The organism is Exiguobacterium sp. MMG028, from assembly GCF_027947425.1.
Taxonomy (GTDB): domain Bacteria; phylum Bacillota; class Bacilli; order Exiguobacteriales; family Exiguobacteriaceae; genus Exiguobacterium; species Exiguobacterium aestuarii_A.
Window position 1 is genome coordinate 18,367 of record NZ_JAQJIN010000008.1, and the last position, 21,411, is coordinate 39,777.

The following is a 21,411-nucleotide window of genomic DNA, read 5'->3' on the forward strand; positions in this document are numbered from 1 at the left end:
ATCACTCCTTATTCAAAGTTAGATAGTACGTTGTCTCGAATCGCTTGCCGTTCATCTTCACCTAGTCCAATGATCCGCTCATCGACGACCGGTTTCCGTGTGCAGTGACAGCTGATGCGTTCCTTTGCCGGAAGCGCTGGGTCACGTGGGTACATCGCCGGATACCCGTTCACGTCGAACGGTTCCCCGATAGGACGATACTGCCCGCTCATGGCAACGTGCGCCTCACGTGGCTTGTTCTTGCGTGCGCCCGTGTGTTGCCACCGTGTGCCGATGACGCTAGGAGACTGGCGATACGCTTCATCTTCTCCGACCGAGTAGGCCGTGAGCGTCTCCGTGATGGCGATGCGCCGTGCTCTGGCTCGTGAGAATACGTCATGCTCTTTCAGTTCGCGTGTGAGCTCGTCGATGGACTTCCCAGCCTGTACGCCCCGTGTGAGCACGTCCAACACCTTGTCGGCGCTGTTCTGTCCGATGTAGCCCGCTAATGTCTCCGAATAGGATTCTAAGAAGCGGACGGTACGTGGGTTCAAATACGAAAAAGCCGCCGTCTTGTCGACGCGACTCATGATAAGCTCTGCCATCTCCGCGCTGACTTTCGGGAAGAACGCCTTCAGTTCGTCAATCAACCGCTCACTGGCTAGAATCGCCGCGAGTTGTCCTTGTAGCCCGATGTTCCACGCTAGATTGAACGCCCCGCCCACCTCGTCGTAGAACGTCGTGATGACCTTGATGTAGTCACGGCCGAGGTTACGGAGCAAGCGGGCAAGCACCTTCTCGATGCCATTGATCCGTGCGACGATGGTCTCGACCTCGGGATAATCCCGTAACAGGTCCTTCAATTCGTCGTCATCGGCTTTCAGCAGGACGTCCCAATCAGTCCGGCACATGGTTCCACGCCCCTAGCGTGTCGTTCACTTCATCGAGCGACTCCCTCACGTCCTTCATGACGCTTGTGAGTTCCTTTGATAGTTCCGCGCCCTGTACGTCCTGCATGGTCGCTCGGACGGCTTGTGCGCCCTGCGGGAGTTCGTGCTGTTCACCCTGTAAGACGGGGAGTTCTACGCCGACCAACTTCCCGGCGATGGCGCGTACCTCGTTGTTGCTGAACCGTGCCCCGAGCTTGTCGAGCGTCTCGATGATGAGCGCGTCGTTCGAGAGTTCCGGTCCGCGTACCTCGACCTTCACTTCTTTCAACTGATACGAGGCGAGGAGGTGACGGTTGAACAAATCTTCGAGCGCCTCCCGCTCCGCTTGGAACACCTGTTCCTCGGCGATACGCTTCGCCTCTTCGACTGTGGAGCGGTTGTAGTCCTGCGACAGCCCAACGTATACCGGAGGGAGCCGGAAGCTACTGAGCACCTTCTCACGCACCTTGTCGTCGTATTCGAGGAACAAGGCGTCCGATTGGAGCATGTCCGCCATCGACTTGAGCTCGATGTCCGTCTTGTCCTTGTCGTCGAGCCCGTCCGTCACCTTCTCCGTCTCGATGACGAGCATCTTGTGTTGCATCGCCTCGTTTCCGACTTCCTGCGTGTATTGGAGCAACGCCTGCTCCGATGCCTCGCTGAGTTGCCCGTTCTTGATTAAGAGAGCGGCTGGCGTATGACGTCCTTGCGTGAAGTAGCGATAGTTCAACTCTTCCGCTTTCCGTGCACCTAAGAGAGCGACGAGGTTGCCGATCCAGCGGGGAACGCCCCAATGGTCATTGCCAATCTTGAGATGCAGGATTTCACGAGCGGCGTACTTTGCATCCCGCTCCATGAACTTGTTGCCCTCGGTTTCACGGTTGAGCGGTTCGCCCGTCATGTAGTCAATCTGTCTCGGGTCGCCGAACTCCTTGAAGATGTACTTGTCCACCTTGAACTTGCGAAACTTCTTCCAGACCATCTTGTCCTTGCCCTTATGCCACACCTTCGTGAGCACAGGTTCCGCTTCGGGCTTGCTGAGTTGCACCAGTTCGGGCTTAACCCGCTCCAATTGGATGACGTTGCCCTTCTCGTCCCGAATCACTTCAAGGAAGGCGTTGCCTGTGACTTCCCGATCATCGAGCACCTGTTTGAACAGTTCCTCCAATGAGCGGTCGATACTGAGCCAGTCGAGCACTTCTTCTGCCGTGTCCCATTCGGTTGACTGTTCGCTACTTTCCGTCGATTCGTTCAGATACTCGGGCACGATGCCATACCCGACGATGTTGTTCGTATAGGCGGCGATGGCTTGTTGCAGGATGCTGGAATTCTCCACGACGATGCGGAGTTGGTTGATGGGATACGGCGCAGTGACCCAACTGCCGTCCGCTTCGGGTGTCGAGCGGGTGACAGGGAGTTCGGTCGCCTTGCCGATAAATACGCGTTGTTTGTTCATGTGCTCACCTCACTTAAAAGAGCAGGCGACGGCTGTCCCTGCGGATTTTGTCATTGATACGGTTCAAATGTGCCAACGCTTGTGTCGTGCTGTCCACGTCGTCATCATGTGTGGCGAACGGGAAGCTGACGAGTTCCTCAACATAGTCGTGCACCCATGGCGCGATGTCAGGATGCGGTAAATAGACGTTGCCCGCCTCCCATGTCGGGGAGACGGCTTGTGCTCGGGCAATCTTACCGCCTTCTGGGTTGACGGGAACGATGCCATGGATTTGTTTACGGAGCGTCGTGATGACCGCTGGCCCGTTGGCTTTGTCCTCAATCAAGATGGCGTTATAATTCGGATGCTTCGCCTTTAGTGATTGGATGGCTCGTAATGTCGCCGTGAAGTCCATCTTGCCGTTCACACGGTCGATGAGGTAGCGGTCAGCACCCTTCTTGCTCCACACTTGCCCGGACACATTATCCGCTCCCGTCGAGTCCTTGAATGTCAAATCCCACGAGTGGACGGTATAGTCCAAGTCACTCGGTAACTTGCGATAGAACTGGATCCATTCACGACGGAAAATAGCGCCCTCATCTGGAGCGGGACGTTGTTGGTAGAGCGCGCCCCAGGTACGGGACCCGACTTCCACCTTCTTCTGTTTCGCCCATTCCTCGTCATAGCCGAGTTCCCGACAGAGCGGTTCACCTTTCGAGCGACCGAGTAAGTCGTTGTCGTCCTCGGCGATGGCAGGGAGACGCAAGCGAATCCAATCCCGTGAGGCGTTGTCGAGCAAGCGCCCCACCAAATCATCCTCGTGCCACCGTGTCATGATGACGATGACGGATGCACCGTTATGCAGACGGGTCGACAAGGTCGATTCCCATTCATCCCACACCTTCTGACGCATCGTCGGCGAGTTCGCTTCCTCGGCGTTCTTAATTGGGTCATCGATGATGAGTAGATCCGCCCCCTGTCCGGTGATGGAACCCCCGATACCCGTTGCGACCATGCCGCCCGGCAGTCCTGCGACCGACCAGTCTTGCGCCGAGCTATTGTTCCCGTCGAGCGACAAGCCGAACACGTCCGCTGCTTCGTTGAACTTGTCCCGATTGAGTCGACCGAACTTACGGGCGAGTGTATCGGAATAGGCAGCGGCAATGACGCGTTTTGTCGGGTTCCGTGCGATGTAGTAACTCGGGAACGTTTCCGTGACCGTCTGACTCTTCCCGTGTCGTGGTGGCATCTCGATGATAACGGAGAGCGATTCCCCGTCGGCGATGCGTTGGAGCGGTTCAGCGATCAGTTCGATGTGCGGAAACAAATGAAAGCGTCCGTAATGCACCTGTACGAGATAATCACGGTACGAGCGGCGCATGAGCTCACGTCTCGCCTCGTCCGCAATCCGTTTGCGTTGGTCACTAGTCAAGTTGAGCAAGTCGTCTCAACTCCTCTGTCGTAAGCCCTGTCACATCTAGGCGATGGTCCATCTTGCCCGTGTGACTGATTTCTTGTTTGTCCCGCCACTCGTGAGGTTTGCGGTTCTTCAGCCAGAAGATGGCAGCGGTCGTGTCTGGTGCGACTTCCTTCGTCACTTCCTTGACGATTTCGCCATGCTCCCGTGTCACTTCGACATATCGAAAGCCAAGCGCCCGTTTGAACAAGGCGTTCTCCACCTCGTAGTCTGCGACTTCCTTCCCTCTTTTTAAGGCCTGCAAAATCTGCAAGTGTTCATCTTTCCAGTTATAAAGAGTCCGTTCAGCAATCCCCATGTTCGAAGCGATCTGTTCGTTCGTCAGTCCATCTCGGGCCCATCCTTCTAACAGCGTGAGCCCTTCTGGGGTCAACCATTGTTCATATCTTGGATTTGCCATACGGCTCACCTCCTTTTATGTCTACAAGGCCGCACACGTTGGGGGATGTCTAGGGAGAGTCGACACGTGAGCGGTATTCTAGGCACAAAAATACCCGAGTGCTCGTAAGCAATCTCGGGTTGATCATTTAATGGGGTACGCCTCGAACGAGACAGAACTTTTAATGCGAGTCCTCGGAGCGTCCGTTCATTGTCGGCGGTTGGGAACGTCTCCGAGTCCTCTACTCTCTTAGTCTACGCTGTCTATCCGTGGCGTGCGTTCACGATTCGTTCATGATTCGTACAGTCATCCGAGCGACACGCTACCAAACAAGAGTGCGTAGATGAATACCGCTAGGCAGAAGTATCCCCAAATGAGCACCACCCAATTCACTTTATCTTTCACTTTGTTTGCCCCTTTCGTCCGTCCATCCATAACATGAACAGCATGCAACTATACCAACCTGTCGTGAAGGCAACTAGAACAGTACCGATCATCTTTATTCGCCCCACTCTCTCTGGAGCAGTTTCGCTTGCTCCAACGCCATCATGTTCAACCAAGTGTTTGCATCAAACTCATGAATACGACTGTCGAACACTGTTTCATTCTCGTCGTTATGGAGAACGATGTAACCTTCACCTGGTTTACCTTGCGTCACACGCCCTTCAGCAATTTCTTCCGCCATGTTTTCTATGAATCGCTCTCTCAGTTTAGCTTTACGCTTCATACGTTCCGCCGTTCGTCTGAGGATACGTTGTCTAAGGATAGCTCTACGTCTTCGCTTCCTCACTCCCCCTCGCCTCCCAACTCGTCATAGCATCCCTGGCAATAGCCCTTCATCCCGCCGAACAAATCAGGCTGTTCAAGCGTCGCCTCGTTCCCGCAGTCGCAGTTCGGGGCATAGCCTTGGATGCGTCGGTTTTGCTCGATCAGTGCGCTCACTTGTGCTGGTGTCAGTTGCATCAGTACACCCCCGAGTCACTACGGTCGTGGTTCGTCTTATTCTTTTTGTTGTACGTGTCGATGATGTCCTGCTCATTGAAGCCTGCGTGTTCTGCGATGATGAGTAAATACAGGAATGATACTCGGAGATGCCAATCGTTTATTTCTACGTCTGGGTTCAATGCACGCAACGCCCATTGCCAAGGTTCCTCATCCACGAACCAAGTTTCCCCGAATCTGTAAGCGTCTTCTAACTCAATGTATTCATACACCGCATCAGCCGTCGGGAACATCTTAGCGTTGTGGTTGACGTAACTAAGGTAGAAGTGCAACGCATCGACTAACTCCTCGAGAAACGCTTCTCGGTTCATCGGCTTGTCGCTCCAGTACTTCATGCCGCCCTTCATCTCGTTCACGCACTCAGCGGCTTCTACTCGGTACGCCAACTCGATTCGTTCGAGCGGCAGTTCCGTAATCCCTTTCGCCGCCTTAATCTTCGCATCGAGCACTTCCTGTTTCCCTGCCAACTCGATAAACGTCTGCTCTGATAAAATCATGCTCTCGCCCTCCTAGAATAGTCTCATTTGCCCGTCTTCCCGCTCCAAGGGTTCAACCCTCGTCACAGGCGTCGGCTTCGTCTCACGCTTCACTGGCGCCTCTCGCTTCGGTTCTTCCTTGATGCCGAGCATCTGGTTCATCTCTGCAATCTTTTCCTTCCAGTGCGTATCTGGATCGCTGTAGCTAAAGTTCGGCAATCGTACGATTTTGTCTACCGTCTCTTGCGTCAGCACTTCTTTGTACATCGTCCTGTGGTCATCGGCTCGATAGTAAAACATGTGCCCGTGATGCAGGAAGAACACCATAATCTCGATGTCCTCCCTCTTCCACCAGCAAGCAACGTGCCACGAGCCTTGCGTCAAGTCGTCCATGCCCTCGCCTCCTTGTGAGCTTGATGGGACTTCGTGGGTCGCACCAAGCTCTTTTATTGGCTTCTTCTGGTCAATTCATAATTTTATTCGTCAATCCATTAAAGATTCGAGATGCTCTTCCCAAAAGGGGTCTGCAATTTCACGGATTTTTCTTAGCGCTTCTTTTTCGGTATAATCTCTCAACTGACCGTTCTTGTCGACAAAAGTTAATCCGATTTCAGCAATTGTGAAAATAGCGCTTTCCAACTTTCGAATACGTTCATCTTTATCCAAATTAACCACGCTCCTATAAAATTTATCTTTCCTTCGCCACGTCCGATAAAAGCACGAAATCCCTCAGCTGTTCCTCGTCGAGCACCCGATTCGTCCGATGATGCGGGAAGTACTTCTCCCTCGGGCGTACCTCGATGCGTCCGCTCGGGCACCGGATGCCGTCTGCGACGACGACACCCTGGTACTTGATGCGGAGATGGTTGACACGTTTCTCGTGCGGGATCAGTTCGAGCATAATGCGCCTGTGTTATCTTCTGGCATCGACTTTTTCAACTCATCTTTAAGGTTCTTCATTGCTTCGGTGATTTCCCCACCGTTCGCCAATGTAGCGTGTTCCATATAAGAAATTAGCGCCATCATATAACTTGCGACACCTTTTTCATTGGCAATTTCAATAAACACGTCAGTTTCATCGTTTTCATCAACTTTATTTTTAAAGCAAATGCCGCCGATAACCGTCTTACCATCATTTTCGTAATTGAATACGCCGTGGTAGCAGGTGCCGTTTCCAAGTTTGATATGCGTTGAACCATTTTTCATCTTACGAATCATCGTCATCCACTCCTATTCATCTCGTCGTAGCACACTGATCGCCATCGCCCCGAATATCACGATGAGGAACAGCGTCATGCCTGTGTCACTCCATTCAATCATTGATAACTCTCCTTCTAATCGACTGGATTCACGTGTCCAGCACTTCCAATAACTCGTTCAGTAACTTTTCTTTCGTCTTCGGTCCAATGTGCGACTGCTCCGTGATGATGATAGCGTTCCGTATGATGCGCCTTGCTTGTTCCCTACTTCGTCTTATCTGACCAAGCTCGTCATACACTTTATCTAGCATCATGTGAAGCCCTGCGTTCTCTGCTTCTAACTTCTTGGTATAATCATTCACACTCGCCTAACTCCTCTCGTACCACGCTCAACCAATCGAGCGCCGCCGCACTCTGACTGCGCACCACCTTGCAGTTGTCCTGGAACCACTGATACGGGATGCTCTTGCGTTCATTCTGCGTCCACCAGTGCCGTAGCTGTTCCGCACTCAGGTAGTACGTCTCGCCCCAGTAGCTGAATCGGACGAGCAGGAAGGCGATGCCGCCCGCCTTGTCCGTCTCGATGACCGTGTTGTACTGGTGGTGCTCGATGTTGCTGAGCGGGAAGCGTGTCTTTTCAGCCGTCTGCTTCGTATCGAACGTGACGTACTTGCCGTCTGCGATACCGTAGAAGTCGAGTCCCGCCTTGCCCTTGTGGAACGCATTGACGATGTTCCCCTTGCGCCCGCGGATCGTCTTGACCTCGGCGTGCGCCTGGTGGATGACCGCCTCCTGCCGCATGCGATAGACGTGGTTACTCTGGATGACGAGGGCTTCGAGGTCTTTCCCTCGGTTCTTGACGCTCGTGGTCATTAATAAGCCCCCTCTGCCAAATCAGGATTTTCATATCGATTCCCAATCACCGTCAATTGCCTACTCGGGTTGAACAGTTCGAACCGCTCGTCATTCGTGACCCAAATCAGAATGAAGGCTGCGTATTCTTCGTCATAAGCGATTACATAAGTTTGACCGACGATATCTTGAACAACATCCCCCTCGTAAATCTCGACGCTGTTTTTGTCGTTGATTCCGGTGTATTGGCCTACTGAACTTTCATGAACTTGTACCCAACCCGAATCCGTGAATAAGAAGCAGTCTCCTTTTCTTCCTACTTCGTCAGCGTATTGTTCGTTGAATTCTAGCTTTGTGACGCCTGCACCGTACAACCATTGGCTTTCTACCATTTCTTCGACTGCGTATCCACGAAACTTAATCTCCCTCATTCCATCTCCCCCGTTTCCCGTTCAATCTCGATGATGCAGTCCATCAACCGCTCGTTCTCTGCCTTCAACTCGTCCACACGATTCTGGAGCACGATGGCGTAGATGCCGAGTGCGACGGCGGTCAGTCCGTAGAGTATCGTCATTCTCGCCCCTCCAGTTCCTCGATCAACATGTCGATGTAGTGTCGGCTCTTCTTCAAGTCCTCGATTGGCGCTCCCTTCGCGGTGTACCGCTGAAGGTACTTGATGGCGTTCCCTCGCAGGAAGCCCTCCACCTGTTCCGGCGGGCAGTTGGCGCGCAGGAAGGCGATGGTGTCGATGCCCGTGTCGTAATGCGTGGGTTTAGTTTCTGTTTTACGCTCAGCCGAACCATCCAGTACAATCACACGAACACGCTTACCCTTGAATTGTTCAAGTAAATCTGTCAGGTCTCCACACTCATCTGTTACTACGTCACAAATAGTAACTCCCGAGAGTTCGTAACCTTCAACCACTCCGACCTCATCAATCAATTTTAACGGTTCATTCATTTCGTCAACTCCCTTTCCAGTGTGTAAGCAATCGTCGTGCGCTCGATCAGTTTGCCGTCCTCTACGACCACCTCGACATCGTGCGCCACGTCGTGAATCTCCTGTGAGTGTGCCGTGAGATACTCCGCCCACACGTCCTTGTCACGGTTGATGATGCGTGTGGACGGCTTCTTGTGCTCGTGCGGTGCGCCGATGAGTTCGGGTTGTTCCTCTGGCTTCAAAATGGTCGTGGCGGCTTCCTGCGCGCTCTCCTGTTCGTTCACTTGTGGTTCCTCCTTCTGGTCGAGTGGATAGATAAGATGCGGGGCTTTCGTCTGTTTTGGATTGTCTACTTTCCTCGGCTTGGTCGTCTTGGTGAGTCCGTACTTGTTCTTGACGGTGTACAACAGGTGCGTGCCGATGCCAAGCTCGTTCATGATCTCCTCATTCTTCAACCCTTGCTCCTGCAACTCTTTGATTTTGACAGCTAACATCTCGTGTCGTTCTGCCACTTTCATTGACCTCACCTCGATTTTTACTTTTTTGGGTTTGATTTTGGGTTTGGGCTTCCGCTTGAATCCGTGCTCGTCCACGATGTCACGGATGGCCTTCTGATGCTTGCCTAATATTTCAGCGATGGCGTACTTGCCGAGTCGTTCTTCTTCGTAAAGTTCCTTGACCTGTTTCACCAGCATGGTTCGTTCGTCTTTTCGTTCGCCGCGCTCGACACCTTGAATGAGTGGTCGAAGCGTTGCTTCGGTCGTATCGTACAAGCGACATAACTCAGGTAAATCCATGCCCCGCTGATATTGCTTGCGGACAACGCTCGGGATGATCGGGTTATGGTTGATGTCGGTCGTCATGGGTTGTCTCCCTTCTTCAAATTATGCAATTTGACAATTTCGTTAATCCGCTGGCGTGAGACGCCGAGGTGTTCGGCAATCTTCATTTGGTTCCATCCTTTGGCGTATAACCTCTTGACTTGTTCAATTTGGCTTGCCGTCTTGATGCCGTAGCGTCGGCAAAGCGTATCGACATAACCGCGGTCGATGCCGAGCAGTGAGGCGATTTCCTTGCGGCTGTAGCCTTCCTTGGCGAGTCGTTTCAGTTCCATCGTGCGAAACTCCGTCTTCTCAGCCGGTTTCGGCGGTCTGCCCTTGCCGAGCTTCTCAATCTCCCGCTTCGCTCGCCAACCGTGCTCGGTCACGATGGCTTGGATGTCCTTCTTTTTGAGTCCCATGAGCCGGGCGATCTGCAAGGGCGACATGCCCCGCTCCGTCCGTTTCTTGATTAAGGACAGTTGCACGCTGTACGGGATGTCCTTGTCTTCGACCAATGCGCCGTGCTCGTCATCCATCATGTCGGTCACTCTCCCAAAACTGCACATCGTATCGTCCTTCCAGCACACTCGCCACCTGTGAGATGAGGCGGTTGCGTAAGTAAAAGTAATGCCCGCGTGAGATGCTCAACTCCTGCGCCATGCGCTCGGGTGTGAAGCGATGCCTCGGGTGGTACACATGGTCCCAAATATCTCTCTCGTCGTCCGTGAGTAGGTCGTGCTGGTCGTCGAGCAACTTCTTGAGGCGTTCCATCTGCCCAATCTCGTCACGCTTGATGGCGAGGTTTGCCGTCGGGTCAGACGGGGAGGCGTTGCGACTCCCCTCCTGGACCGTGTAGCTGGCGGTGACGGCTTGCTCGGCGCGCATCTTGGCGCTCTCGATCTTACTTGGCATGCGGTGGTAGTCCATGAGCAGACGTTCGATGCGCTTGCGCTCTTTCTTGCTGAGTTTCGTGTTCAACAGTTCATCTTGCATCAAGGCGTTCCCCCTTCTGGTCTCTGCATGAGTGCGATGTGCGTCTCGCCGTCGACGTAAAAGTCTGTCGAGATGTCACCAAGTTGCACCCATCCTCTGTTTTCAAATTCTTGAATCTTCTTCAACAGTTCATGACGGCTTCTGCTTTTCAGCAGCTTCTTGCCCTGCCTGTTGAATCCACATACGAGTTGATGCCAGTTCTTCTGGTCGTCCGTGAGTTCTTGCTTCTTCTTCACCTTGTGCTTCGAGCGCTGTTTCTTCGATTCGCTGATCGAGATGAAGCGTTTGGGCATGTCGGGTTGGATGTCGGGTTTCTGCGGGATGCGCTTCGTCGGGTCGGCTGCTCCCATTTCTCTAAGTACGTCAGCGACTTCCATCGTCGTGACCGTGTATTCGGCACGTGGGTCTAGGTTATGTTGGATCGTGATGTCGTGTGCGTTCATGCCGTTCGAATAGAGTGTCAGTATCTTCCGTCTCATGCGTTTGTCCATGTACGATGTACCTCCCAGCCTTCTTTCAAGTGACGTTGCAACTCTTGCTGGCTCATGTCGTGATACAGAGTGATCCGCACGCCCGCCTCGTGGCGGACGAGGAACACTTCACGCGTTCCCCGATAGCGCACGAAGGTCTGCGGCTTCTTCTTGCGGCGGTTCATCGGCACACCCACTCATACGTTTCGAGCAAGGTGAACAATTCATCTTCGGAGACGTCCTTCACGTCGTCGAGGCGGTTGTCTGTGATGACGTGGAGTGTCAACCTGTCAGGAAAGAGCAGATAGCGTGTCGTGCCCTCTGTGCGTTCGTAGTGCATCGTCATTCTCCTTTCAAAAGACGAGGGTGCTCGTAGATGTTGCCGATGACTTCGCAAAACTCCGCCCAATCATTTTTGCGCATATCAAGTTGTTCCAAATCCCACTCCACTAATTCGTTGAATGGATCGCCCCATTCTTTTTCATCCCACTTGAGAATGTCGCCCTCGTAAATCTCGACGCCGTTCTTGTCTTTGAGTCCGGTCGAAAATGATACACATTCAGATTTAATTTCAAATAGTGGCAGGTTTCCCATATCACCTGCATACACACTTCCGTCTGGTAACAGATACAAGTCGCAATCAGTGATCCATTCGTTATTAACTTTGTCCCATGCTCGATATTTCATCTCAACGTCCTCCCTTTACCTGTTCAAAGTGTCGTTTCATCTGGATCCGTTCGCTCTTGGGCATTTGCTTCAACTCGTGGTGGTCCATCGAGCGCTTCACGACCCGCTCATGGCAGCCATAACGTTTGGCGATCTCCTTCATCGAGAGCACCTCTTCGTAATAGGCGTGGTAAAGGTCACGGAACGGGATGATTCTCGCCTGTACACCGTTGCCAGCGTACACATGAGCGGGGCGGACCCACCCATGTAGCTTGGCGTATTTGTAGATGGTCTTACGATGGACGTGATGACGCTTGGCGATGTCCTCGACGCGCTCACAGCTTGTCCGATAGGCGTGCCCGAAGGACTGGACGATATGCGGCTCAATCTCCTGCTTGTTCATGAGCCACCTCGCAACTCGGCAAACATCTTTTGCAACTCTTCGTCGTCCGGTACACTGGCGGCTAACTCATCTTGTCGGCGCTTGTCGTGCTCGCGTTGTTTGTTCGCCTCTTCTTCGAGCCAGGCAGGAGCGTCTTTCATCGCTGTTTCTTTCGTCGGTGACCACGACTTGCGTTTGTGTTGCGTCTGTTTCTTCTGTTCGAAGTCCGCACGGTCTTGGATGAGTCCTTGCATTGTCGTGACACCTCGGTCTTTCCATCCGTTTAGGATGCCTCGTACATATTTGTAGTTACGGATGTTCGAGAGTGCCGCCTCGTTGATTGCCTCGATGAGTAGTTCGAGTCCGAACTCTTGCAGGTCGTCTTCGAGGAACTCGTGGACGGCAGCGATGTTTTGGTTGATCTTGTTCATATAGACTTCAGCTAACTGCTGGAATTCATTCTCGCCAGTAGTAGTAGAATTACTTGTAGATGTAATCCCTGTATTAGTAATCACTGTATTTGTCTCGTTTTTATACGATAGGGGTCTCGTATCTATACGATAGCCCTCTCGTTTCTGTACGATAGGGTCTCGTTCTGGTACGACAGGGTAGGTCAATTCTTTCAGTCGAGCGGGTACCAATTCGATGAATCTGACATTGTTGAGGGTCATGGTGTTGGTTTCTACATGTCGGAGATGCGTCTTGATGACACCGAGTTCTTCAAGGAACTTGAGTGCCGTGTATACCTGGTCTTTCGTGAGAGCGAAAGTCTTCTCGAACCCCTTGCGGCTCTTTTGGAGCAAGTCTTCCTTGAAGCGTTTCTTATAGCCGAGGAACTCGCCCGTCACTTCGTCTTTCAATTGGCTCGGTCGATACCAGTACACGATCTCGGCCAAGATGATGATGGCGTTCGTGTTCGGTCGCCCTTTGTCGTTCACGACCGTCTTGAACCACGCGCTCGGGATGGCGATGGAAGGTGGCGCATAGTCCACCATCGCATCGACAATCTCGTTTCCGGTCAATTTCATTGCGTTCACTCCTTACTTAGATGCACTATCCAGTGTTAATGCGCTGACCATTTCGTGGTGTCTTTTTAATAAGTCGTAACGGTCCAGATACACATCGTATTTACTGTTTTCTCCCATACAAATTGAAACCACTTTCGCTTCGTGAGACGGGATGACGTGGATCTTTTCGATTTCTCTCAACTCATTCAATCGAACAGTGATATAGAAATCACATGTCGGATTCGCTTTTGCTGTTCGGAATGTCACAACACGATCAGTGCCCCGCAAGTAATACGAAACACCGACTTTTACATCCACCTTTGTCGTTCCGTTCACCAGTAAGTCGTAAGGGAACTTGGTTGGCATTTGCTCAACCTCGTACCCAAACCCTTTGAGCTTTACTTCAATCAATTCTTCGTAATCATTACCAAAGTGAGTTTCACAACTTTTCAAAGGTAAACCCAGCTCTTCTGCCCAACCACGGTATCCACGACCTTTTGTAATTGCGTTGTGAAGCCTCCAATCCTTAGTGACACCTTTCACTTGAGTGCTAGTAGGCATTACTTTAATGTTCAATTTTTCAATAACATCTAAGATGCCGTTTCTGACTAGTTCATCGCTCCAAATTTTCTTCATTTGATAGCCTCCAGACTAAAAGGGCAGATCGTCATCTTGAATGTCGATTTTCCCGCCACGGCTAAACGGGTCGGAGAATGCATCCGAATCTTTAGCCGTCTTCGGTTGACCCGGTGCATTGTCGTCAAGCGGTGGCAAGTCGAAGTCCTCAACCATCACGACCGACTTGGAGCGGTTCTGCCCGTCCTTGTCCGTCCACTTCTCTTGGTTGAGCCACCCAGATAGAGCGAGCGGTTTCCCTTCTTGCTGGAACTTGGCGAACGTTTCAGCCCGAGCGCCGAGTACTTTGTAATCGTGGAACGATGAATCGTACTTCCCTTCCTTGTTCGGCATCTTGTTACGAGTGCGGATCGTGCCCGTCACCCACGGCTTACCGCTTCCTGCTGTCTTGACCTCCATGCGTTGGTTGATGCCTGTCAATGTGATGTTGTTCATCGTATTTGCCCCTTCTTGAATCCGTAGTTATAAAACGTATTTGTGCGTCGGTCAATGTCACGCATTAGGGCTTGCTCTTGCTCCAAGCCCCAATGCTCCTCTGCTTGCGCCTCGTCCATCATGTCGAGGACGTGCGCCTCGTCGTGGTCCACTTCGATGACCTCGTATTCGTCATATTCAGGCAGTTGCATCTTGTTTCGCCTCCTCTTTCACCTTCTCGATTTTGGACTCCATCATCATTTTCACTTTGTTGTAATCTTCTTCCGTTTCGACGAGATGAACCTTATAAGCTTCGAGTACCGTGTCGAGGTCACGTGCCACCAAGGCGGCAACTTTCTCCCCGATGCTTCTCAATTCGTTCAACTGTCGCTCACTCACACGAGGCACGATGGTCTCTGGCAAGTCCTCGCCACTGAAGATGTAAAGACCGAGCCCGTGGAGCGCGATCGCTTTGACAAGGCAACGTTTATGCGCCTTATTGATTTCCATCGCGGTCGGTTCTGGCAATTGCTCCTGGACCTTGTACTTTTTGCCGTATTCATTTGTGTCTTTGCTCCAGACCATCGCGAGTGTACCGAGCGCGTTGTTGTTCTCATCCATGACGGGAAGCCATTCGGTTTCGGTCTGTCCTTGTACGGTGACGGACACTTTCACGAAGTAGCCGTTTGGCGTTTTGAGGTAAGGCACCATGATGTGCTCGTTTCCTTCGAGTGGAAACTCATGAATGATTGAGGTTGCGTTTGGATCGATTTTCTTGATTTCAGCCCAAGCCCAAGCCCACGAGAGGTATGAGAGTTTCGTTTTTCTCGGACCGACTTCTTTCGTCTCGACACGGTCGTTGACGTTCCGTGAGAAGAGTTGTTCAAATAACGTGAGTTGACTCATGTCCGTTCCTCCTTATCGAATGCTTAGGTTGCGATTGTCGACGAGGACGGCGCCAGGCACGTCCAAGCCTTGTTTCAGTGCGTCCTTGATGGCTGTCTTGTCCGCTTCTACGATGGTCTTCGTGCGCTTGAGCGCCTCTGGCAACGTGTCGAGGTCGAGGACGTTGACGGATGTGGACTTGCGGAAGCCGATGGTGTATTTCAATCCCTTCACACGGTCGAGCTGTGCGTCCTCGAGCATGTCGTGGAGATACGTCTTCATGCGCTCGATCTTCGCGTCGTTCAAGCGTCTGCGTTCGGCGAGGCGTTGCTCTTCCTGCTTGAGTGCGGCTGAATCGGCTTGGAGCGAGAAGATGAACGAGGCGACGTCCTCGGCTTTGGCTTCGATGGCTTCGTTGAGCGCGTCGAGCGTGTCGCCCACCGCGTCGGAGAGTTCGAGGTCCTCGTGGTCCATGTCGGCGATGGCGTTCAGTAAGTCTTGCTTCTGGCGTGTGAGTTCGTAGAGTTTCATCGTGTCGCCTCCTCGGGTACGTCTTCGATTGGGATGCACTTTTCAAACCTGTCTGAGCAGACTGTATGAACTTTGTCTAAGGAAACATCGACTTTCACGTCGTAAGTTAGAGCGGTGAGGACGGCACAATATTCAGTGCGGTCAAATCCAACTTTGAACCAGTATTCACCTTGCTTGAACGCCCCCACCCACTCGTTTGGGCGGTCAAGCATCGCTTGGCGGACGTCGAAAGGTTTCTTGACGTATAAATTCTTGTTTTTTATAAAGTCATTCAATGTAACACCCGCAGTGGATGTTCCGAATTTTGAATGGTAAATGACCTTATCGTTTTCGTTAAGCGTCCAACTACCCGAGTCTCTGCCGTATACAACTTCGCCATCAGCAAATCGTCTCAGCGCCTCGCGCCCGTCAATCTTTTCGAATTTATCTAAGTTCATACCGCCGTCCCTCCGTTCATCTCTTTCAGCATCGTGGCGTAGCAGACGCGTTTGACGCGCTTGGCACCGTATTTAGCGGCGAGGCGTTCGTAGCGTTTGCGAATCTCGTCCCGCTCCATTTCGTTGATGATGTCCTGTTGCCATTCGACCGCTTGGTCGATCTGTGTGATGGCGTCGCTGATGGGCCCCGTGATGTTGGCGTTGAGGCTACCCAGTGCGATGATGCGTTCGCGGATGTCATCAAGGTCGGCGGCGATGTCGTTCAGTTCGTTGACTTTGTCGTAGGCGTTCATGTCAATACTCCTCCTTTTGGAATGTCTGCTCGAACAGGTCCTGCAATTGGCGTAGCGTGTTGAACACGCCCTGTTCGTAGCTGTAATCGAGGTCCTTATAGTGCAACTGCTCAATCGCATCGTTGGCGTCCGAGCGAAGCTGTTTAAGTTGATGATGAAAGGCGTCAAGCTGTTGCTCACGCTCTTCGGGTTGGTCGTGTGCTTGGATGGTCATTCGGTTTCCTCCTTGCCGAAGATGTAATCGATGTCGTCGAGCACGTCTTGATAAATTGACATGAAGCTAAGAGCGATGGAGCGTTGGTGTTCGCTATTTTTCTCGTCCTCACTGACGTGTTTGAATGCGTCATGAGTATATTGAGTGCGAAGTCGATGTTGTTTGATTTGTTCCTCGCGTTCTTCGAGCGTGTAGCGCTTCATGCGTTGTCCTCCTTTGCGCTGAGGTAGCTGATCCCGGCGAACACGGTCGCGAGGGTGATGGTGACGGCGGCACCGACGAGGTAGTATTCGGATTGACCGAGTAGCATCGTGAGAAGTAGTGCAGCGAAGGCGCTGTACCCTGTCGTCAGGAACAAGATGTCGAGTTGTTGTTCGGTGAGCATGTTATCCTCCATTTCTGAGGCGTCCCGTGGTATACTCAAGGTGTCGAATCTTTAAGCGTACGGGTCATTGCCTCGTGCGTTTTTTTGCGTTTACCAGCGGTGGCCTTGCATGAGTAGATCGAGGTCACTTTTGAGATAACGGACGTTCTTGCCGTCTCGGTAGACGGGCAGGTTCTTTGAATACTCGCGTTCGTACAGTGAGGACCGTGAGACCCCGAGGTACTTGCACGCCTCTTCTTGGTTCAGCCATGTCTTCTGTGTGGCGTTCAGTGCGAGCTCGGCACCTTTCTGCGATGCGGCAACGAGTAGGTCGTTGAGCTCAGTTGCGGTGAGGGTGACGACTTGGACGTTCATGTGCGTGCTCCTTTCATTATTGGTTCTTAGCAATCCAATCTCTGATTGCTTCTTCCAGTGCAGCTGTCTGTGTGAATCTGTTTTGCGCGGCACATTCCTTGAACGCTGAAGCGACATTCGATTTAATGCGGTACGTCTTGTTGATCCATAAGAAGTCTTCTTCGAGAATGATTGGTTCTTGATTTACGGTTTTCTTAGGGTTTGCTTTTAGTTTTGAGTGTTCCGCCTCATCGTGACTGTCTCCGTTTTCTTTTAATGTTCGAAGACCTTTTTTAATTCGGGCGCGTTTGACGATTTCTTTGTTTTTGTCTCGATTCTTCTCTCGCCACGCGCGGTTGTATTCACGTTGACCGATAGATTCGAGTTTTCGTAACTCCTCTTCAGTCATTTCTTCGATTGGTTTATTCACCAATTCTGATAAATCCATTTCGCTCTCCCCTTTAATTGATTTGATTTACGTTTTTCGTTCATTGGAATGGTGGGCGCCATGCCTGTACATATTGCAATGCCTCTTCAAAGTCCTTGCGTAGAATCTCGCCGTACCGTGGAACATTGAACGCTTTCTTCAAGTCACTGCCACAACGACTGTGGAACTTCGCTTTTGAATCGAGAAATGGATGGTCATCACCGTAGCGGTCGAACATGTCACGGACCCGACGGCGTTTCGCCTCTTGGATGGCGAGTTCTTGCCCATGTGTCAACGTGAGGCTGTTCTTCAATTCGTCGATGTCCGTCTGAACCTCATCGAGTGCCGTCGTAGCGACTTCTTTCCAGTCGATTAAATCTGCAACGCCACGGAACAACTTCGGCATTGTTTCGACTACCTGTTGAGGCAGTTGTGGTTTCGGCATCTCATACGTTCCGGTTTTGCGGATTGACGGGAGCACATCGCCCGTGATCCACTTGCGGAATCGTTTTGCTTGCGGTTTGCGACTGTCGAGAATGACGTCGTACAATCCATCTTCATTGATTGCGGTGACCTGTTGCTCACGATCCATCGCATCTAAGATGACCTCATTACTAATGACCCCATCTTCTAGGCGGGATTTCACTTGGCTCGGGTTACCGAGCTCGAGCACCTTACAAACATCTGCTAATACGAACAACGGCGTTTCTTCATCACCGAGGATGCGGATGCTTTGCCCTTCAAACACTTTCGTCAATTGGTTCATTCGTGGTACACTCTCCTTATAGATTATTCTCAAATTGTTGAACTCTTCTCAATATGAGAAGTTTGTCCGTAAAAAAAATTTTCTCTAATGGTTCGTCTAGCACTTCTGCGATAATAAGCGCTTCGCCGACTGTAACTTTACGTGTACCTTCCTCGATTCGGAAATATCCGTTCGGAACGATACCGAGTTTGCTTGCAAGGTGTTTCTGGGTAATTCCTTTAGAGACACGCAAGTCTCGGAGTGTCGTTCGGTCGATGACTTGACTCATTCCCTCACCTCCTTGACTTCACTATAAACTTCTCAAAATGAGATGTCAATCACAATTCGAGATTTTTTTTAATCAATTTGATACTTTTTTATTTCATTCGTTATACTTGAGGAGGGTTAGTCATGATTGACACGGTATTCAAGGAGCCTTATAAAGGTAGTAGAGGGAGCGAAAATGAAATGAGTAGCATTGGAGAACGGGCGCGGAAGCGTCGAACGGCTTTAGGGATTACGCAGAAACATGTCGCGACTCAGCTTCAAGTTTCGCCGAACACGTACTCGAACTACGAGAACGATGTTCGTAAGATAGAAGCGGATATGATTCCTAAACTAGCGAGTATATTGAAGACGACGACGAGTTACCTACTCGGTGAATCGGATGATCCAGAGGAAACGAAGTTCGAGGCGGCGATGCGATTTAGCGATATGGAAATCAAATTACTTAAATCGTTCAACTTGTCCGAAGAACAAATAAAAAATCTCACGACGGAACAACTTCGTGAGATTCGAGCATTTATTGAGTTTCAGGTTTCTCGTCATAGAAACCGAAGTTAAGGGAGCGATCACGCTCTCTTTTTTTGTTGGAGAAGGATAGACGGAAGTTCTGCATCTTTCCAAGTAGTACGGTCGAATACTTCTTCTAAGGTGAACCTTATCAGCAAGGTAGCGTCTGTAACTTCGTCATGAACAAGTAGTCCAATCGTGTCTTGGTTCGATTCATCTGCATTTGATTGTCGTGACGTACGGGCTGAGACTTCTGCAAATACCATCCAAATTCCTTCTTTCGTCCTGTTTTTTACGAACGCTCGTTCGTAAGTTGTGACTCTAGTATGGAACAAGTCACTTATATATTCAACCACAAATTTGGCTGACCTTGTAAAATATTGTTCGACAGTTCAAGTGATTTCGTGTCGAACCGAAACTTTTTTTGACAAACATGGGTATATATAGATTAGATGCTACAATAGATGCGAAGAATTTGAAGGGAGTGAATGGAATGGAAGGTCTTTATATGGCGGTGCAGGGATTGTTCTTGATTGTCGCGGTCATCGCTGGGATTGCGCTGCACGACTTCCGGAAACGACGCAACGATGAGTTTGAGAGTGTGCAAGCTAAGAATGGGCACCAGCGTAAAATTCGAAAGATTGAGCTCACGTTGGCTGCGGCTGTGATTGTTACGGCGTTACTGTTCGTCTATCAGCCTGATTCGATGAACGAGACGCAGGTGGACGATCAGCAAGTGTCTGTCGAGGCGGACGAACCCGAATACCCCGAAGGTGTCTATGGACCAGGGACGTATAAAGTGGGTGCTGACCTCCCAGCAGGTGAATACAAGCTGACCGCTGAAAAGGACGATACGGGATACTATGAAGTAAAAACGGATATGTCCTCAGATGGCGGAATCGAGTCAAACTCGCTGTTCAAAGGGAATGAGTATGTCGTGGTGCGGGATGGGGAGTACTTGAGCGTCAATCGCGCCACTTTCACGCTAGCCAACTAAGACCCCACACGGGTCTTTTTTTATTGTACCCTCCCTTTGACGGCTCTGCTATGATAGACGCATAGCAAGGAGGATTCGACACATGAACATGAAAAAGAACGACAAAGGGAAATGGGAGGTTCGCCTCTCGCTCGGTACGGACGCCCGTGGCAAACGGGTCCAGAAGTATCTGAGCGCCGACACGAAGCAAGCGCTACGGGCCAAGGTCAGCGCCTTCGAACAAGCCTACGCCAACGGGGAAATCGCCTCGACCATCAATGAACGCAAGACGATACGGACCGTCAGCGACCTGCTCGACGAATACTATGAGGTACATACACCGTCCCTCTCGATCAATACACGCCGAAACTATCAGTCGCTCATCGCCTGCATGAAACGTCATCTCGGCACGCACGACATCAACCGATTGACCGCACGCCACCTCGAAGCCTATCTCTCGATGCTCGAAAAGGAGAAAGGGATGAAGGTGTCGTCCATCAACCTACGCATCGTCCTGTTCCGTGCCGCGTTCGACTATGCACGACAGGCAGGCTATGCGAAGAATGACGCACCGACATATCTCAAACGACGCAAGGAGACGAAAGCGAAGCGGAACCTCTGGAGCGTGGACGAACTCGTGCGTTTCCTCGAAACGGCACGGGAACACTCGCCCTACTGGATCACATTCGTCCTACTCGCCATGACGGGCGCACGACGCAACGAGGTCAAGGCGCTCACATGGGACTGCGTGCATATCGACGAGGGTTACGTCCATATCAATAAATCCATCGCCCAACTCACCGCCGCACAGAAAGTGGAGTTTCGGACGGACAAGCTGCACCATTTCACCCCACCGAAGACGAAGCGGAATCGTGACATCCACCTCGACCCCGTTACACTCTCGGAACTCCAGCGCTGGCGCATCGAGCAGAAGGAGTCGCTCTTTCGGTTCGGTGAGAAGCCGGAGGACAATCTCGTCTGCACGACCCCGTTCGGGAAGTACCTGAACGACACGTTGCTCCGTACCGAGTATCGACGCATCTGTAAACAGGCAGGACTCGACCCGATGCGCATCCACGACTTCCGACACATGCACGCGACCATCCTATTCAACAACGACACGAACATCAAGGTCATCCAGGAACGGCTCGGACATACTTCAATCGCTACGACCATGAACATCTATTCGCACGTCACGACGGAGAAACAAAAGGACGCCGCGAACGCCTTCCGCCTCCAAATCGACCAAGAAAAAAATCGAAATGTGCAATAAGTGTGCAATTTAAGACAAAAAAAGACCCACGAACGGCTACACTAAGCCATCCGTGGGTTTTTTT

44 protein-coding genes are annotated in these 21,411 nt (G+C 51.4%); 3 read left to right on the plus strand and 41 right to left on the minus strand.

What is annotated here, in order from left to right:
- Window positions 1–8: 8 nt before the first annotated feature.
- From PJK55_RS14575 to PJK55_RS14770, 40 genes are all read right to left on the minus strand, one after another.
- Window positions 9–890, minus strand: coding sequence for a phage minor head protein (locus tag PJK55_RS14575; RefSeq protein ID WP_271306248.1), 882 nt, complete (start codon window positions 888–890; stop codon window positions 9–11).
- Complete coding sequence (locus PJK55_RS14580; RefSeq protein WP_271306249.1) at window positions 877–2,364, minus strand: phage portal protein; 1,488 nt, start codon at window positions 2,362–2,364, stop codon at window positions 877–879. Before PJK55_RS14580 ends, PJK55_RS14575 begins: the two co-directional genes overlap by 14 nt.
- A gap of 13 nt (window positions 2,365–2,377) precedes the next feature.
- Window positions 2,378–3,784 carry a phage terminase large subunit gene (gene terL / locus PJK55_RS14585; protein WP_271306250.1) on the minus strand — a complete coding sequence of 469 codons (1,407 nt, stop codon included), beginning with the start codon at window positions 3,782–3,784 and terminating at the stop codon, window positions 2,378–2,380.
- Entirely contained in the window at window positions 3,768–4,220 is a 453-nt protein-coding gene (locus PJK55_RS14590) for a helix-turn-helix domain-containing protein (RefSeq protein ID WP_271306251.1), read from the minus strand. Before PJK55_RS14590 ends, terL begins: the two co-directional genes overlap by 17 nt.
- A gap of 285 nt (window positions 4,221–4,505) precedes the next feature.
- Window positions 4,506–4,652, minus strand: a complete 147-nt coding sequence (locus tag PJK55_RS14595) for a hypothetical protein (protein WP_271306252.1) — start codon at window positions 4,650–4,652, stop codon at window positions 4,506–4,508.
- 46 nt (window positions 4,653–4,698) lie between these two features.
- On the minus strand, window positions 4,699–4,926 hold the full coding sequence (locus PJK55_RS14600; RefSeq protein WP_271306253.1) for a hypothetical protein: 228 nt from the start codon (window positions 4,924–4,926) through the stop codon (window positions 4,699–4,701).
- A gap of 59 nt (window positions 4,927–4,985) precedes the next feature.
- A complete protein-coding gene (locus tag PJK55_RS14605) occupies window positions 4,986–5,162 on the minus strand; it encodes a hypothetical protein (RefSeq protein WP_271306254.1) in 177 nt (58 codons plus the stop codon).
- Complete coding sequence (locus PJK55_RS14610) at window positions 5,162–5,698, minus strand: dUTP diphosphatase (RefSeq protein ID WP_271306255.1); 537 nt, start codon at window positions 5,696–5,698, stop codon at window positions 5,162–5,164. The genes PJK55_RS14605 and PJK55_RS14610 overlap by 1 nt, the downstream gene beginning before the upstream one ends.
- Window positions 5,699–5,710: 12 nt before the next feature.
- Window positions 5,711–6,070 (minus strand): hypothetical protein, encoded by a 360-nt coding sequence (locus tag PJK55_RS14615; RefSeq protein WP_271306256.1) that lies wholly within the window; start codon window positions 6,068–6,070, stop codon window positions 5,711–5,713.
- 90 nt (window positions 6,071–6,160) lie between these two features.
- Entirely contained in the window at window positions 6,161–6,343 is a 183-nt protein-coding gene (locus PJK55_RS14620; protein ID WP_271306257.1) for a hypothetical protein, read from the minus strand.
- A gap of 22 nt (window positions 6,344–6,365) precedes the next feature.
- Window positions 6,366–6,578, minus strand: coding sequence for a hypothetical protein (locus PJK55_RS14625; protein WP_271306258.1), 213 nt, complete (start codon window positions 6,576–6,578; stop codon window positions 6,366–6,368).
- Window positions 6,566–6,895 (minus strand): hypothetical protein, encoded by a 330-nt coding sequence (locus PJK55_RS14630; RefSeq protein WP_271306259.1) that lies wholly within the window; start codon window positions 6,893–6,895, stop codon window positions 6,566–6,568. Before PJK55_RS14630 ends, PJK55_RS14625 begins: the two co-directional genes overlap by 13 nt.
- Window positions 6,896–7,025: 130 nt before the next feature.
- Window positions 7,026–7,238: a hypothetical protein gene (locus tag PJK55_RS14635; protein ID WP_271306260.1), complete on the minus strand. Its 213-nt coding sequence runs from the start codon at window positions 7,236–7,238 to the stop codon at window positions 7,026–7,028.
- Window positions 7,231–7,749 carry a Holliday junction resolvase RecU gene (locus PJK55_RS14640; RefSeq protein WP_271306261.1) on the minus strand — a complete coding sequence of 173 codons (519 nt, stop codon included), beginning with the start codon at window positions 7,747–7,749 and terminating at the stop codon, window positions 7,231–7,233. The genes PJK55_RS14635 and PJK55_RS14640 overlap by 8 nt, the downstream gene beginning before the upstream one ends.
- Complete coding sequence (locus PJK55_RS14645) at window positions 7,749–8,159, minus strand: YopX family protein (RefSeq protein WP_271306262.1); 411 nt, start codon at window positions 8,157–8,159, stop codon at window positions 7,749–7,751. The genes PJK55_RS14640 and PJK55_RS14645 overlap by 1 nt, the downstream gene beginning before the upstream one ends.
- Window positions 8,156–8,302, minus strand: coding sequence for a hypothetical protein (locus tag PJK55_RS14650; RefSeq protein WP_271306263.1), 147 nt, complete (start codon window positions 8,300–8,302; stop codon window positions 8,156–8,158). The genes PJK55_RS14645 and PJK55_RS14650 overlap by 4 nt, the downstream gene beginning before the upstream one ends.
- Window positions 8,299–8,688, minus strand: a complete 390-nt coding sequence (locus PJK55_RS14655; protein WP_271306264.1) for a DUF3310 domain-containing protein — start codon at window positions 8,686–8,688, stop codon at window positions 8,299–8,301. Before PJK55_RS14655 ends, PJK55_RS14650 begins: the two co-directional genes overlap by 4 nt.
- Window positions 8,685–9,530 (minus strand): hypothetical protein, encoded by an 846-nt coding sequence (locus PJK55_RS14660; protein WP_271306265.1) that lies wholly within the window; start codon window positions 9,528–9,530, stop codon window positions 8,685–8,687. The genes PJK55_RS14655 and PJK55_RS14660 overlap by 4 nt, the downstream gene beginning before the upstream one ends.
- On the minus strand, window positions 9,527–10,054 hold the full coding sequence (locus PJK55_RS14665; protein WP_271306266.1) for a helix-turn-helix domain-containing protein: 528 nt from the start codon (window positions 10,052–10,054) through the stop codon (window positions 9,527–9,529). The genes PJK55_RS14660 and PJK55_RS14665 overlap by 4 nt, the downstream gene beginning before the upstream one ends.
- On the minus strand, window positions 10,017–10,481 hold the full coding sequence (locus PJK55_RS14670) for a hypothetical protein (protein ID WP_271306267.1): 465 nt from the start codon (window positions 10,479–10,481) through the stop codon (window positions 10,017–10,019). The genes PJK55_RS14665 and PJK55_RS14670 overlap by 38 nt, the downstream gene beginning before the upstream one ends.
- Entirely contained in the window at window positions 10,481–10,972 is a 492-nt protein-coding gene (locus PJK55_RS14675) for a hypothetical protein (RefSeq protein ID WP_271306268.1), read from the minus strand. The genes PJK55_RS14670 and PJK55_RS14675 overlap by 1 nt, the downstream gene beginning before the upstream one ends.
- Window positions 10,957–11,136 carry a hypothetical protein gene (locus tag PJK55_RS14680; protein WP_271306269.1) on the minus strand — a complete coding sequence of 60 codons (180 nt, stop codon included), beginning with the start codon at window positions 11,134–11,136 and terminating at the stop codon, window positions 10,957–10,959. The genes PJK55_RS14675 and PJK55_RS14680 overlap by 16 nt, the downstream gene beginning before the upstream one ends.
- Complete coding sequence (locus PJK55_RS14685) at window positions 11,133–11,291, minus strand: hypothetical protein (protein WP_271306270.1); 159 nt, start codon at window positions 11,289–11,291, stop codon at window positions 11,133–11,135. The genes PJK55_RS14680 and PJK55_RS14685 overlap by 4 nt, the downstream gene beginning before the upstream one ends.
- 2 nt (window positions 11,292–11,293) lie before the next feature.
- A complete protein-coding gene (locus tag PJK55_RS14690) occupies window positions 11,294–11,638 on the minus strand; it encodes a YopX family protein (protein ID WP_271306271.1) in 345 nt (114 codons plus the stop codon).
- 1 nt (window position 11,639) lies between these two features.
- Entirely contained in the window at window positions 11,640–12,020 is a 381-nt protein-coding gene (locus tag PJK55_RS14695) for a hypothetical protein (protein ID WP_271306272.1), read from the minus strand.
- Window positions 12,017–13,027 (minus strand): DnaD domain-containing protein, encoded by a 1,011-nt coding sequence (locus PJK55_RS14700; RefSeq protein ID WP_271306273.1) that lies wholly within the window; start codon window positions 13,025–13,027, stop codon window positions 12,017–12,019. The genes PJK55_RS14695 and PJK55_RS14700 overlap by 4 nt, the downstream gene beginning before the upstream one ends.
- Window positions 13,028–13,039: 12 nt before the next feature.
- Window positions 13,040–13,642 (minus strand): hypothetical protein, encoded by a 603-nt coding sequence (locus PJK55_RS14705; RefSeq protein ID WP_271306274.1) that lies wholly within the window; start codon window positions 13,640–13,642, stop codon window positions 13,040–13,042.
- 15 nt (window positions 13,643–13,657) lie between these two features.
- Window positions 13,658–14,077 carry a single-stranded DNA-binding protein gene (locus PJK55_RS14710; RefSeq protein ID WP_271306275.1) on the minus strand — a complete coding sequence of 140 codons (420 nt, stop codon included), beginning with the start codon at window positions 14,075–14,077 and terminating at the stop codon, window positions 13,658–13,660.
- Window positions 14,074–14,268: a hypothetical protein gene (locus PJK55_RS14715; protein WP_271306276.1), complete on the minus strand. Its 195-nt coding sequence runs from the start codon at window positions 14,266–14,268 to the stop codon at window positions 14,074–14,076. The genes PJK55_RS14710 and PJK55_RS14715 overlap by 4 nt, the downstream gene beginning before the upstream one ends.
- The gene (locus PJK55_RS14720; protein WP_271306277.1) at window positions 14,255–14,962 is read right to left on the minus strand and encodes a Sak single strand annealing protein; all 708 of its coding nucleotides are present in this window, start codon (window positions 14,960–14,962) and stop codon (window positions 14,255–14,257) included. Before PJK55_RS14720 ends, PJK55_RS14715 begins: the two co-directional genes overlap by 14 nt.
- Before the next feature lie 12 nt (window positions 14,963–14,974).
- Window positions 14,975–15,472 (minus strand): siphovirus Gp157 family protein, encoded by a 498-nt coding sequence (locus PJK55_RS14725; protein WP_271306278.1) that lies wholly within the window; start codon window positions 15,470–15,472, stop codon window positions 14,975–14,977.
- On the minus strand, window positions 15,469–15,909 hold the full coding sequence (locus tag PJK55_RS14730; protein ID WP_271306279.1) for a hypothetical protein: 441 nt from the start codon (window positions 15,907–15,909) through the stop codon (window positions 15,469–15,471). The genes PJK55_RS14725 and PJK55_RS14730 overlap by 4 nt, the downstream gene beginning before the upstream one ends.
- Complete coding sequence (locus PJK55_RS14735; protein WP_271306280.1) at window positions 15,906–16,202, minus strand: hypothetical protein; 297 nt, start codon at window positions 16,200–16,202, stop codon at window positions 15,906–15,908. The genes PJK55_RS14730 and PJK55_RS14735 overlap by 4 nt, the downstream gene beginning before the upstream one ends.
- A gap of 1 nt (window position 16,203) precedes the next feature.
- The gene (locus tag PJK55_RS14740; protein WP_271306281.1) at window positions 16,204–16,416 is read right to left on the minus strand and encodes a hypothetical protein; all 213 of its coding nucleotides are present in this window, start codon (window positions 16,414–16,416) and stop codon (window positions 16,204–16,206) included.
- Window positions 16,413–16,619, minus strand: coding sequence for a hypothetical protein (locus PJK55_RS14745; RefSeq protein ID WP_271306282.1), 207 nt, complete (start codon window positions 16,617–16,619; stop codon window positions 16,413–16,415). Before PJK55_RS14745 ends, PJK55_RS14740 begins: the two co-directional genes overlap by 4 nt.
- Window positions 16,616–16,801 carry a hypothetical protein gene (locus tag PJK55_RS14750; RefSeq protein ID WP_271306283.1) on the minus strand — a complete coding sequence of 62 codons (186 nt, stop codon included), beginning with the start codon at window positions 16,799–16,801 and terminating at the stop codon, window positions 16,616–16,618. The genes PJK55_RS14745 and PJK55_RS14750 overlap by 4 nt, the downstream gene beginning before the upstream one ends.
- 90 nt (window positions 16,802–16,891) lie before the next feature.
- Window positions 16,892–17,155, minus strand: a complete 264-nt coding sequence (locus PJK55_RS14755) for a helix-turn-helix domain-containing protein (protein WP_271306284.1) — start codon at window positions 17,153–17,155, stop codon at window positions 16,892–16,894.
- 16 nt (window positions 17,156–17,171) lie between these two features.
- A complete protein-coding gene (locus PJK55_RS14760) occupies window positions 17,172–17,582 on the minus strand; it encodes a hypothetical protein (RefSeq protein WP_271306285.1) in 411 nt (136 codons plus the stop codon).
- Window positions 17,583–17,622: 40 nt separating this feature from the next.
- Window positions 17,623–18,327: a BRO family protein gene (locus PJK55_RS14765; protein ID WP_271306286.1), complete on the minus strand. Its 705-nt coding sequence runs from the start codon at window positions 18,325–18,327 to the stop codon at window positions 17,623–17,625.
- Between the two features lie 16 nt (window positions 18,328–18,343).
- A complete protein-coding gene (locus PJK55_RS14770; RefSeq protein ID WP_271306287.1) occupies window positions 18,344–18,595 on the minus strand; it encodes a helix-turn-helix transcriptional regulator in 252 nt (83 codons plus the stop codon).
- A 122-nt stretch (window positions 18,596–18,717) separates the two neighbouring features.
- Between PJK55_RS14770 and PJK55_RS14775 the strand changes: the two genes are divergently transcribed.
- Window positions 18,718–19,149, plus strand: a complete 432-nt coding sequence (locus PJK55_RS14775) for a helix-turn-helix domain-containing protein (RefSeq protein WP_271306288.1) — start codon at window positions 18,718–18,720, stop codon at window positions 19,147–19,149.
- An 8-nt stretch (window positions 19,150–19,157) separates the two neighbouring features.
- Here the strand turns inward: PJK55_RS14775 and PJK55_RS14780 are convergent, their stop codons facing one another.
- Entirely contained in the window at window positions 19,158–19,364 is a 207-nt protein-coding gene (locus PJK55_RS14780) for a hypothetical protein (RefSeq protein ID WP_271306289.1), read from the minus strand.
- A 227-nt stretch (window positions 19,365–19,591) separates the two neighbouring features.
- On the opposite strand from PJK55_RS14780, the gene PJK55_RS14785 reads away from it, so the two are divergent.
- Both PJK55_RS14785 and PJK55_RS14790 read left to right on the plus strand, forming a co-directional pair.
- Entirely contained in the window at window positions 19,592–20,095 is a 504-nt protein-coding gene (locus PJK55_RS14785) for a hypothetical protein (RefSeq protein WP_271306290.1), read from the plus strand.
- Between the two features lie 82 nt (window positions 20,096–20,177).
- Window positions 20,178–21,347, plus strand: a complete 1,170-nt coding sequence (locus PJK55_RS14790; RefSeq protein ID WP_271306291.1) for a tyrosine-type recombinase/integrase — start codon at window positions 20,178–20,180, stop codon at window positions 21,345–21,347.
- The last annotated feature ends 64 nt before the right edge of the window (window positions 21,348–21,411 follow it).